Annotated in this window: 13 protein-coding genes; 10 read left to right on the forward strand and 3 right to left on the reverse strand. The window is 68.5% G+C overall.

Translation table 11 applies throughout. The features are described from left to right. Nucleotides 1-49: 49 nt before the first annotated feature. The 3 genes from KF903_RS04650 to KF903_RS04660 form a co-directional block, all read right to left on the reverse strand. Nucleotides 50-373, reverse strand: coding sequence for an H-NS histone family protein (locus KF903_RS04650; RefSeq protein WP_291211640.1), 324 nt, complete (start codon nt 371-373; stop codon nt 50-52). 248 nt (nt 374-621) lie between these two features. Next, nucleotides 622-2,319: a proline--tRNA ligase gene (locus KF903_RS04655; protein ID WP_291211642.1), complete on the reverse strand. Its 1,698-nt coding sequence runs from the start codon at nt 2,317-2,319 to the stop codon at nt 622-624. A 201-nt stretch (nt 2,320-2,520) separates the two neighbouring features. Continuing rightward, nucleotides 2,521-2,940, reverse strand: coding sequence for a DUF4124 domain-containing protein (locus KF903_RS04660; RefSeq protein ID WP_291211645.1), 420 nt, complete (start codon nt 2,938-2,940; stop codon nt 2,521-2,523). A 146-nt stretch (nt 2,941-3,086) separates the two neighbouring features. Here KF903_RS04660 and pssA point away from each other — a divergent pair, with 146 nt between their 5' ends. The 10 genes from pssA (at nt 3,087) to KF903_RS04710 (ending at nt 11,549) form a co-directional block, all read left to right on the forward strand. Further along, the gene (gene pssA, locus KF903_RS04665; RefSeq protein ID WP_291211647.1) at nt 3,087-3,887 is read left to right on the forward strand and encodes a CDP-diacylglycerol--serine O-phosphatidyltransferase; all 801 of its coding nucleotides are present in this window, start codon (nt 3,087-3,089) and stop codon (nt 3,885-3,887) included. Beyond that, on the forward strand, nt 3,884-5,602 hold the full coding sequence (locus tag KF903_RS04670; protein WP_291211650.1) for a SpoIIE family protein phosphatase: 1,719 nt from the start codon (nt 3,884-3,886) through the stop codon (nt 5,600-5,602). Before pssA ends, KF903_RS04670 begins: the two co-directional genes overlap by 4 nt. Further along, a complete protein-coding gene (locus KF903_RS04675) occupies nt 5,599-5,943 on the forward strand; it encodes an STAS domain-containing protein (protein ID WP_291211653.1) in 345 nt (114 codons plus the stop codon). Before KF903_RS04670 ends, KF903_RS04675 begins: the two co-directional genes overlap by 4 nt. Further along, nucleotides 5,940-6,737 (forward strand): ABC transporter permease, encoded by a 798-nt coding sequence (locus KF903_RS04680; protein WP_291211655.1) that lies wholly within the window; start codon nt 5,940-5,942, stop codon nt 6,735-6,737. The genes KF903_RS04675 and KF903_RS04680 overlap by 4 nt, the downstream gene beginning before the upstream one ends. Nucleotide 6,738: 1 nt before the next feature. Continuing rightward, complete coding sequence (locus KF903_RS04685) at nt 6,739-7,539, forward strand: ATP-binding cassette domain-containing protein (RefSeq protein ID WP_291211658.1); 801 nt, start codon at nt 6,739-6,741, stop codon at nt 7,537-7,539. Between the two features lie 52 nt (nt 7,540-7,591). Next, entirely contained in the window at nt 7,592-8,518 is a 927-nt protein-coding gene (locus tag KF903_RS04690; protein ID WP_291211661.1) for an MlaD family protein, read from the forward strand. After that, the gene (locus KF903_RS04695) at nt 8,515-9,126 is read left to right on the forward strand and encodes an ABC-type transport auxiliary lipoprotein family protein (RefSeq protein ID WP_291211664.1); all 612 of its coding nucleotides are present in this window, start codon (nt 8,515-8,517) and stop codon (nt 9,124-9,126) included. Before KF903_RS04690 ends, KF903_RS04695 begins: the two co-directional genes overlap by 4 nt. After that, a complete protein-coding gene (locus KF903_RS04700) occupies nt 9,116-9,541 on the forward strand; it encodes a hypothetical protein (RefSeq protein ID WP_291211667.1) in 426 nt (141 codons plus the stop codon). Before KF903_RS04695 ends, KF903_RS04700 begins: the two co-directional genes overlap by 11 nt. A gap of 188 nt (nt 9,542-9,729) precedes the next feature. Next, nucleotides 9,730-10,164: a ribosomal protein S18-alanine N-acetyltransferase gene (gene rimI, locus KF903_RS04705; RefSeq protein WP_291211669.1), complete on the forward strand. Its 435-nt coding sequence runs from the start codon at nt 9,730-9,732 to the stop codon at nt 10,162-10,164. An 80-nt stretch (nt 10,165-10,244) separates the two neighbouring features. Continuing rightward, entirely contained in the window at nt 10,245-11,549 is a 1,305-nt protein-coding gene (locus KF903_RS04710; protein WP_291211672.1) for a choice-of-anchor Q domain-containing protein, read from the forward strand. Nucleotides 11,550-11,575 lie beyond the last annotated feature (26 nt).

The raw sequence follows: 11,575 nt of genomic DNA on the forward strand, positions 1-11,575 counted from the left end.
ACGCCGGCACGGGGCCGGCGTCGTTCGCAGCATCAGGCGTATCGCCCGCTCAGCCGATGAGGAAGTCCTTTTCCTTCTTGCCGGCGGCCAGCGCCGCGGCGAACCAGCGCGGCCGCTTGCCGCGACCGCTCCAGGTTTCGCCGGTGGTGGGATTGCGGAACTTCGGCTTGACCTTGCTGCGCGCCTTGCCGCCACGGCCGGCGCGGGCACCGAACACGTCATCCAGCGCGACGCCTTCGGCCTTGACCAGCGCCTGGATCTTGTCGCGCAGCTTGGACACGCGCTCCTTCGCCAGTTCGTGCTGACGCGCCTTGGCGCGTGCAATGAGGTCGGTGAGCTGGTTGTGGTTCAGTGACTTCAAATCGATGGCCATTCTGCTGTCTCCGCAATTTTGATTGCCTGTCCGGCGGGATGATTCGGTACTGCATCGCGTCGGCAGTTGCGCCATGCAGGCATCATTTCAATCATCCGATGAAAATGCGTCGGCATGGCTGCGGCATACCAAAATAATGGCGCCGTTCCATACAACGTCCGAGTCCTGGCCGGCGATTATACCGGCAGCCGGTGAAAATGACAGTGAAAAACCAGCGACCGGCAATTCCGATGCCAGCCGCTCGTATTTCAGGCCAATCGTTCCAGCAGCGCTTCGCGTGACAATGCGAGGTTTTCGCTGTCGCCGCGCCGGCGATATTCGAACGTGCCTGCGGCCAAGCCGCGTTCGCTGACGACGATGCGATGCGGAATGCCGATCAGCTCGATGTCGGCAAACATCGGACCGGGGCGTAGGCCGCGATCGTCGAGCAACACGTCGATGCCGCGAGCCTGCAGTTCGCCATACAACTGCTCGGCTTGTTCGCGCACCTGGGCGTTCTGCGCGGCGTTGATCGGGCAGATCACCGCGCGCCACGGCGCCATCGGTTCCGGCCAGATGATGCCCGCGGCGTCGTGATTCTGCTCGATCGCGGCGGCCACGATGCGGCTGACGCCGATGCCGTAGCAGCCCATTTGCAGCACCTGCGACTTGCCTGCGTCGTCGAGCACGCTGGCGCCCAGTGCCGCCGCATACTTGTCACCGAGCTGGAATACGTGACCGACCTCGATGCCGCGCGCGATCTGCAGCGTGCCGTGGCCGTCGGGCGAGGGGTCGCCCTCGACCACGTTGCGGATATCGGCAACCCGGCTGATGCGTGCGTCACGCTCCCAGTTGGCGCCACGATAGTGACTGCCGTCGGCATTGCCGCCGCAGACGAAGTCGGCCAGGACCGCGGCGTCGCGGTCGACGATCACGGGAATCGTGTCGGGCAATCCGGCCGGGCCGATGAAGCCGGGTGTGGTGCCGGTGGCAGCGATGATCTGCGCCTCGTCGGCCAGTGCGAGCGCGCCGGGCAGTTCGGCCAGCTTGGCGGCCTTGGTCTCGTTGATCTCGTGATCGCCGCGTACGCACAGTGCCACCAGGCCGTCGTTGCCGCGCACGACGAGGGTCTTCACGCACTGCTGCGGCGCTACCGCGAGGAATGCGCTGACTTCGTCGATCGTCTTCTGCGTGGGCGTGGCGACGCGTTCGAGCGACTGGCGCGGCGCCGGCCGGGACGTGTCGGGGGCGCGCGCCTGCGCCATCTCCACATTGGCCGCATAGTCCGACCCGGTCGAAAACGCGATCGCATCCTCGCCCGAATCGGCCAGCACCTGGAACTCGTGACTGGCATTGCCGCCAATCGCGCCGGTGTCGGCCTGCACGGCGCGGAACCGCAACCCCAGCCGCGTGAAGATGCGGGTGTAGGTGTCGTACATGTTGCGGTATTCGCTTGCCAGGCAATCGGCGGTCAGGTGGAACGAATAGGCATCCTTCATGAGGAATTCGCGCGCGCGCATCACGCCGAAACGCGGCCGGATCTCATCACGGAACTTGGTCTGGATCTGATAGAAATTGATCGGCAACTGTCTGTAGCTGCGCAGTTCGTGACGTGCGTAATCGGTAATCACTTCCTCGTGGGTCGGGCCGTAGCAGTAATCGGCCTCCTTGCGGTCGCGAATCTTGAGCAGCTGGCCGCCGAATTTCTCCCAGCGCCCGGTTTCCTCCCACAACTCGCGGGGCTGCACCGACGGCATCAGCAGTTCGAGTGCGCCGGCGCGATTCATTTCCTCGCGCACCACGTGTTCGACGCGCGACAGCACGCGCAGGCCCAGCGGCGACCAGGTGTAGATGCCGGCCGCGAGCTTGCGGATCATGCCGGTACGCAGCATCAGCCGATGACTGGCGATTTCGGCGTCGGCCGGCACTTCCTTGACGGTGGACAGGTGAAAGCGGGACAGGCGCATGGACGGTCACCACAGCAATGGAACCGCCGATTTTAGCAGTCTGCCCCGCCGCGCGTGCGCACGCTCAGGCAGCAGCGCTGCGCGGTGGACGAGGTGGGTCGTGATGCAGCGCTGCGCCGTGCGCAACGACGCGCGCGCACACGCCGCGGCGCCTGCATCGGGCGCGCGTCGAGCGTTGCGGACGGCGAGCGGCTGGAGCGCCTACTGCGAGGTGCAGAACAGCTTGATCTGCTGGTTGGCCTTGTCGATCTGGCCCTGGCGATGCTTGGCCGCATCGAGATCGACCGGGTAACCCTCGGCATCGACGGCAGGCTTCTGCGCCTCGAGCGTGGCGAGGTTCTGCCTGGCCATGGCGCAGTTGCGCTTGATGTCCTCTTCCGAGTAACCGGCCGCCGCCGCCATCGCCGGACCGGCCGCCTTCTTGGCATCGGCCTCTTCGTCCTCGGCCGGGGTGCTGGTGGTCACGCCGCCGCGCACATGCAGCTTCTCGGCCTTGACCGACTTGGGCGGTGGCGAGTCGGAGAAGTGCTTGACACCGTTGGCGTCGGTCCAGGAATACATCTCGCCGGCGGCAACGGGGGCGGCGACGAGCAGGAGCAGGGCAATCCAGATGGCTTTCATGGTCGGTTCTTTGGGTCGGCCGGATGTTCAGGGCGTCATCGGTGCGCACTGCATAGCATTGTTGCGCCCACGAGACAAGAAGAGCCGCCCGATTTTGTCGATCAGGGTACACTCCGGGCCTGGTTTCCCGGGGGCTGGAATCGAACATGGAAGCGCCAACGGCCGGTGCGCGCAAGCCGCCACGCGGCATCTACCTGCTGCCCAACCTGTTCACCACGGCGGCGATGTTCGCGGGCTTCTACGCGATCGTGGCCAGCATCGGCGGGCGTTATGTCGACGCCGCCATCGCGGTATTCGTGGCCGCGATCCTCGATGGCCTCGACGGGCGCGTGGCGCGCCTGACCGGCACGCAGAGCGAGTTCGGCGTGCAATACGATTCGTTGTCGGATCTGGTCAGTTTCGGCATCGCGCCTTCGCTCGTGCTCTACAACTGGTCGCTGGTGCACCTGCAGGCCTACGGTCCGGGTTGGGGCAAGGTCGGCTGGTCCGCGGCGTTCATCTACGCGGCCTGCGCGGCGTTGCGCCTGGCCCGCTTCAACACCCAGGTCGGGGTGGCCGACAAACGCTATTTCCAGGGTCTGGCCAGTCCAGCGGCGGCGGGCCTGTGCATGTCCTTCGTGTGGGCGATCGAAAATGGCAACCTGTACGGCCTGTCGGTCAACGAAATGGACTTTGCCACGCCGATCGTCGCCGTGGTCGCCGGCCTGCTGATGGTCAGTCGCGTCCGCTACTACAGCTTCAAGGCCTGGCCGCTGTCCGACCGCGTGCCGTTCATCGCCATCCCGGTGGCGATGCTGGTCCTGGTCGCGCTGACCATCGACACCGCGCGCGTGCTGTTGGCGATCACTGGCCTGTACCTGCTGTCGGGACCCGCGCTGACGCTGTGGGGGCTGCGCCGCAAGCGCAGCGAGCGCGCCCAGCGTGGCGCCGGCAAAGGCGCCTCATGACCGCGGCGCAGCCGGCAGTCGTCGCCGGCGCCGCGGCCACGCCGCGGCTGCGCGACACCGGCGCGCTCGTGTTCCTGGCCGAGCTGTCACGCGCACTGGCCGTTTCGCTCGACCTGCACCAGACCCTCACCCAGGCAATCACGCGCGTGCGCGACTTCCTCGAAGTCGAAGGCATCGCGCTGTTCCTGCTCGACGCGGCCAGCCAGGTGCTCGAGTGTCGCGTCAGCGCCGGCCCGATCGACGTCACCGGCATGCGACTCGCGGTCGGCCAGGGCGTCGTTGGCCAGACGCTGGCGCAGGACTGCACCCAGATCGTGGCTCAGGCACAGGACGATCCGCGCCTGTGGCGCGGTTCGGACGAGGCCAGCGGCTTCATCACCCGCAGCCTCGTCTGCGCGCCGCTGCGCACGGCGGCGGGGCCGATCGGCGTGATCGAAATCGTCAACCGCCGCGACGGCGTGCCGTTCAGTGCCGCCGATGCCGAACTGCTCGAACTGGTCGCGGCTCCGGCCGCACTGGCGATCAACAACGCGCGCCTGGCCGGCGAGCTGCTCGAGCAGCAGCGGCTCAAGCGCGAACTCGACCTGGCGCGCCACCTGCAGAAATCGCTGCTGCCGCGGCGCCGCCGCGACGGTTTTCCGGTGCTGGGCGTGAATCGTCCCGCGCACGAGATGTCGGGCGACTTCTACGACTATTTCGAACTGCCCGGCGGCGACATCGGCTTCGTGATCGGCGACATCGCCGGCAAGGGACTCGATGCGGCACTGCTGATGATGCGGGCGGCAAGCCTGCTGCGCTGGATCGGCAAGGAGCATCCGGCGCCGGCGCTGTGGCTGGCGCGCGCCAACGAAGAGCTGTGCGAATCGGCGCGCGAAGGACGCTTCGTCTGCGCGGTGGTCGGCTACTGCGACCGCGCCGCCACCCGCGTGCGCTTTGCCAACGCGGGGTTCCCGCCCGTGCTCGTGCTGCACGGCGGCCAGTACCGCCAGTATCTCGCCGACGGCCCGCCACTCGGGATCGTGCGTGAGGTCGGCTTCGACGAACACGAGGTCGCGCTCGATGGCGGCGCGCTGTACGCATTTTCCGATGGCGCCACCGATGTGCGCGGCAGCGACGGCCGGCCGATCGGCCTGGCCGGCCTGCGCGCGCTGATCGAGCGTCACGCCCAGGCCACGCCCAAGGCGCGCCTGCGCAGCCTGCTCGGCGAGCTGCGCCGCCTGCATCTGGTCGACGACACCACCTTCCTGCTGATCGAGGCGGCGCAGGCCGAACGGCCCGAGCTGCTGTTCACGCGCAGCCTGCCGGCGCGCGCCGAGTCGATGCGCGGTCTGCGCGCCGAGCTGCGCGCGGTGTTCGACCAGCAGGCGATCGAACCGCGGTTGCGCGACGAACTCGTGCTGGCGGTGGACGAAGCCTGCACCAACGTGATCCGCCATGGTTATGGCCCGGACTGCGAGGGTCCGCTGACGGTGCGCGCCACGCGCTGCGCGGCCACGCTGACGCTCGAGATCGTCGACGAGGCGCCGGCGGTGGACCCGGCCTCGCTCCGGCCGGGCACGCTGGGGGAATGCCGCTGCGGCGGCCTCGGTATCGCCTTGATCGACCGGATCATGGACGATTGGCGCATCGAGCCGGCCGCCGACGGGCGCGGCAACCGGCTCGTCCTGCACAAGCACATCGACAGCTGGGCCGGCGAGGAGGCGGCGGACGCATGAGTGCGATGGCCAATGCGGTAACGCGCGAACGCAGCGACGGCGCCATCCTCGTGCGCCTGCGCGGCGAGGTGGACCTGTCGTGGTCACAGCAGGTGCGCCGCGCCGTGCTCGACGCCTTCGATGCGGGCCTCGCGGTCGGCATCGACCTTGCCGACGTGGCCTACATCGACTCGTCCGGCATCGCGGCCCTGGTCGAGGGCCTGCAGCAGGGCCGCGCGCGCGGGCAGCGCTTCGCGCTGGTGGCGCCCAGCGCCGCCGTGCGCGCGGTGCTCGAGTTGGCACGGCTCGACCGCGTGTTCGACATCGTCGACACGCCGGCTGCGCTCGGTGGCACGGGGTGAACGCGCTGCAACGTCCGCTGCACGAGGTCGGCCGGACCGCGCTCGGCGCGATTGCCGGCGTCGGTTACGCGGCGATCGTGCTCGTCGAATCGCTCTACTTCCTCGTTGCCGGACGCCGCGTCGGCCAGCGCGTGCGGCTTGGCGCGATCGCGCAGCAGATGCGCGAGATCGGCGTCGACGCGTTGCCGATCGTGGCCCTGCTCGGGTTCACGGTCGGCCTCATGCTCGGCATCCAGTTCGTCGCCTCGCTGGCCGAGTTCGGCGCGCAATCGCAGGTGGTGGTGGCGGTGGCCAAGTCGGTCACCCGCGAGTTCGGCGCGCTCATCACGGCGATCCTCGTTGCCGGACGCTCGGGCTCGGCGCTGGCCGCGCGCATCGGCTCGATGAGCGTGTCGCAGGAAGTCGATGCACTGGCGGTGATGGGCATCGAACCGGTCCGCTATCTGGTGGCGCCCGCGCTGGTGGCCATGCTCGTCATGCTGCCGACGCTCACGATCTTCGCCAATGCGATCGCGATCTTCGGCGCGGCGCTGTACAGCGCGCCGGCGCTCAACGTCACCCCGCTCGCGTACCTGTCGCAGACCCTGGCGCTGCTGTCGCCGGGCGATGTCTGGCAGGGCCTGTCCAAGAGTGTGGTGTTCGCGGTGCTGATCACACTGATCGGCGTCAGCACCGGGTTTTCCGTCACCGGTGGCGCCGAGGGCGTCGGTCGCGCCACCACGCGCGCCGTGGTGCTGTCGATCTGCTGGATCATCGTGGTGGACATGGTGTTTTCGTACTTCATCAACCGCTGACATGGACACGCCTGCACCGCTCATCGAAGTCGCCGGTCTCGATGCCTGGTACGGTCGCCGGCAGGTGCTGTTCGGCGTCGATTTCACGGTCAGGCCCGGCGAGATCCGCGTCATCATGGGCGGCTCGGGCTCGGGCAAGTCGACGCTGTTGCGCCACCTGCTCGGGCTGCAACGGCCGGTCGCCGGCAGCGTGCGCCTGTTCGGCGTCGATCTGGGCCGGGCCGACGAACGGGAGTTGCTGGCGGTGCGCAAGCGCATCGGCGTGTCGTTCCAGGGCGGCGCCCTGCTGACCTCGCTCAGCGTCGGCGACAACGTGGCGCTGCCGCTGCGCGAGCACACCGATCTCGACGAAGCGACGATCCGCATCATGAGTCGCATCAAGCTCGAGGTGGTCAACCTCGGTGGCTTCCAGGACCTCATGCCGAGTCAGCTGTCGGGCGGCATGGTCAAGCGCGCCGCGCTCGCGCGCGCGCTGGTCATGGACCCACGCCTGCTGTTTTTCGATGAGCCCTCGGCTGGACTCGATCCGGTCGTATCGGCCGAACTCGATGAGCTCATCCTGCGCCTGCGCGACGCGCTGCGCATGACGATCGTGGTGGTCACCCACGAGCTGGAAAGCGCGTTCAAGATCGCCGACACGATCACCGTGCTCGATCAGGGGCGCGTGCTCATGACCGATACCGTCGCGGCCGTGCGCGGCGCCGACAACGAACGCATCCAGGACCTGCTCAACCGCCGCCCGCGCGAGGTGGCGATCGACGCCGAGGCCTATCTGCGGCGTCTCACCGAGGAGCGCGCATGAGTCTTGCTAAAGTGTCGGCCGATGCGACGCGCGCAGGCGCAGGGGAGGCCGCGTGAAACGCGACACCGTCAATTACACGCTGGTCGGCGCGGTGGTGCTGGCAGGTGCCGCGCTGCTGCTCGTGGCGCTGGCGCTGATCACCGGGCGCTCGCTGGCCAGCAACGACTATCTCGTGCGCTATCGCAACGTGACCGGCCTGCGCCATGGCGCGCCCGTGTTCTACGAGGGCTACCGCGTCGGCCAGGTCGGCGCGGTCACGCCCGAGCGCAGCGCCCAGGGCACGCGCTACAAGGTCGAGCTCAAGATCCGCCGCGACTGGTCGATCCCGGCCGACAGTGTCGCGCAGCTGCAATCGAGCGGGCTGTTGGCCGACGTCTCGATCGGCATCCGTGAAGGCGGCAGTCCGGTTCCGCTCAAGGCGGGCGGCGAGATGCAGGGCGAAGAAGGCGGCAACGTGTTCATGGCGATGAACGACCTCGCCACCGAGATCAACGCGCTCACGCGCAGCCAGATCGAGCCGCTCATCAGGTCGCTGTCGCAGCGCGTGGATTCGATCGGCGGCACGCTCGATTCGCGCGCGCCCGCCATCCTCGACCAGGCCCAACGCCTGCTCGAACGCCTCAACGACACCTCGCTCGCGCTCGGCGACGTGCTCAAGCCCGAGAATCGCAAGGCGGTGGCGACGATCCTCGCTCAGGCGCGCGACCTCACCGGCGAGCTGCGCCAGACGCGGGTCACGCTCGACCAGGCGCTGGCCGACCTGGCTGGCATCGCCCACGACAACCGCGCCGACATCCGCGACTCGGTCGAGGATCTCACGGCCATGCTGCAGGCGCTGTCCAGCCGCATGGACGTGATCAGCCATCACCTGGATTCCACCAGCCGCAACATGGACGCGTTCAGCCGCGAGATCCGCATGCACCCCAACCGCCTGATCGTGGCCCCCAAGGCCGATCGGCCCGACGGAGAACCGCAATGAAGGCGCGTCTGGCCGCGTTCGTCGCCGTCGTCGCGCTCGGTGCCTGCTCGGCACCGACCGTGCCCGATTTCACCTGGTACCGGCTGCCGCGGCCACAGCCGCCACCGGCGCTGACGCAGCCCTGGGCCGGCTCGGTCGTGGTCGAGGACTTTGCCGCCGATGGCCTGTATGCCGACCAGGCTCTCGTGTACGCACTCGACGCCGATGCACAGCAGCTGCGCCAGTACCACTACCAGATGTGGGCCGATCCACCGACCCGCATGCTACAGCGGCGACTGGCCGTGACGCTGCGTGGCGCCGGTCTGGCACGCACGGTCAGTGATGAACTGCCGGCCAGTCGTGATGCGATGCGCATCCGCGGCAACCTGCTGCGGATGGATCGCGTGCCCACCAGCGCAGGCGGCTGGGAGGTCGTCGTGGTGCTCAAGCTGCGCGCGGTCGCGCCGGGCGACCGCGTGCTGGTCGACGACATCTACCGCGACGGCGAGCCTGCCGGCGGCAGCGAGCTCAAGGCCAGCGTCGACGCCTACGGCGCTGCGATCGATCGCATCTACGCACGCTTCCTCGCCGATCTGCAGCAGCACCATGGAGACGGCGATGCTCGATGAAGCCGCCCTGCGGCGGCTGGCCGAGATGGGCATCGACGTCTACCGGCCGCGCGCACAGTCAGCGCCTGCTGGTGCCGGGTCCGCCGCGCCGGATAGCGGCGCGGCAACGGTATACCTGCTCGCCGAACAGGCCGACCACCCGCTGCTGCAGGCACTGTCGTGCACGTTCACCCTGGCGGGAGTCGGTGCCGTGGTGGCGCGTGCGCAGGCCGGCACCGACCTCGCTGGCGCGCGCGCGCTGGTGGCTTTCGGCGCGGCCCAGGCGCGTGCGGTCGGTGGCCTGCTCAGCGCCCGGCAGCAGGCCGCGATCGGTTGGGTGGCCACCGGCGAGCTGGCGCAGTTGCGCGGCGATGCGCTGGCCAAGCGCGCACTGTGGGGCGAACTCAAACGCCTGCTGCGTCAACTGCGCGACTGAATCGGGCGCGCAGCGCCGAGCTCCGACGGGTGGCTGCTTCGCGCCGCCGGGCGGCCATGCGCGCGCTGGCCAAGTCGGCGTTTCGTGGCAAGATCGGCGCCGGGCCGCGCCGATCGCGGCATTGCCAGCCAGGACCCACGCACGCTGTGGTTGCGATCCTCAAACCCGGGCCTGCCGAATTCCGTCGCATGCGCGCCGAGGATCTCGATGCGGTGGCCGCGCTCGAAGTCGCAGCCTACGAGTTTCCATGGACGCGCGCGATCTTCGCCGACTGCCTGCGCGCCGGCTATGACTGCATCGTGCTTGGCGATGGCCACACGATCGTCGGCTATGGCGTGCTGTCGGCGGCGGCCGGTGAGGCGCACATCCTCAATGTGTGCGTGGCGCCGATGCTGCATGGCAACGGCAATGGCCGCCGCATCGTCCGGCGCCTCATCGACATCGCGCGCTGGCAGCGCGTCGAGCGGGTCTACCTCGAAGTGCGGCCGTCCAACCCGCGCGCGATCGGTTTGTACGAGTCGATCGGCTTCAACGAGTTCGGCCGTCGGCCCAACTACTATCCGGCGAAGAAGGGCCGTGAGGACGCGATCGTGATGGCGATGGAGCTGCTGCATGAGCCATGAGCTGACACCAGGCGCCGCCGCGTTGTAAGGTGATCCGCGACTGCACGGCTTTTCGCGCAGCATCGTTTCAGGGGGCAATGATGAGACGCTGGGGATATGCGCCGGGTCTGGCGCTGCTTGGCTGCGCCGCATTGGCGCAGGCGGATGTGTGCCGCGTCACGCCGACGGGCGCTGGCGTCGGTACGTGGAACGACACCTCGACCCTGCAGGCAGCACTCGGCAATGCCCAGTGCACGGAAATCTGGCTCGCCGCCGGCGTCTACCGGCCTTCCGCCAGCGACCGCGCCGTCAGCTTCGTGATCAAGCCGGGAGTTGCCGTGTATGGCGGTTTTGCCGGCACCGAGACCGTGCGCGCGCAGCGCGCGCCGGCGCTCCATCGCGCGGTGCTGTCGGGCGACATCGACGCGGACGACATCGACGTCGACGGCAATGCCATCGCCGAGTCGACGGCCGACATCCAGGGCAGCAACAGCTACCAGGTGGTGGTGATGGATGGCACCACCGGTACGCCGTTGCTGGCCGATACCACGCTCGATGGCGTCACGATCACGGCCGGCAACGCCGACGGCAACCCGCCGCTCAACTCCGGCGGCGGTGTGTATTGCAATGGCGTGGGCGCAGGCAGCGTCTGCAGCCCGACCGTGCGCAACGTCGTGTTCAGCGGCAACGCGGGCAAGTTCGGCGCCGGCATGTCCAACCATGCCAAGGTCGGGATCGCCAGCCCGACCGTCCGCGATGTCACGTTCACCGGCAATGCGGCCAGCTTCGAAGGCGGTGCGATGATCAACTACGCGACGTCGGGAGGCACCAGCAGTCCAAGCCTGGTCAATGTCAGTTTCAGCGCCAACCAGGCGCTCTTCAAGGGCGGTGCGATGCGCAACGACGCGGCGACCAGCGACAGTGTCTGCAGCCCGCTGATGACCAATCTCACCTTCGCCGGCAACAGCGCCACCAACGGTGGCGCCATCGTCAACCAGGGTGTGGCGACCGTGCAGATGCGCAATGTGATCCTGTGGGGCAACAGTGCGACCCAGGCCGGCAACCAGATCCACAACACCGGGTCCGCCGCGGCGACCATCGACCACAGCCTCGTGCAGGGCTCAGGCGGCAGCGGCAACTGGGATGCGGCGCTGGGCATCGATGGGGGCGGCAATCTCGATGCGGATCCGCTGCTGGGCCCCTTGGGCGATCACGGCGGCCTCACCCCGACACGATTGCCGGGCATGCCCGGGGCCGCGATCGATGCCGGCACCTGTGCGGGCGCACCATCGCACGATCAGCGCGGCGTGGCTCGTCCGCAAGGCGCTGCGTGCGACATCGGCGCGGTCGAACTCGTGCTCGACCGCATCTTCGCCGATGGCTTCGATGCCGCACCGATTCCCTGAGCGGGCCGGCGGCCGATCGCCGGCAC

Source organism: Dokdonella sp., from assembly GCF_019634845.1.
GTDB lineage: Bacteria > Pseudomonadota > Gammaproteobacteria > Xanthomonadales > Rhodanobacteraceae > Dokdonella_A.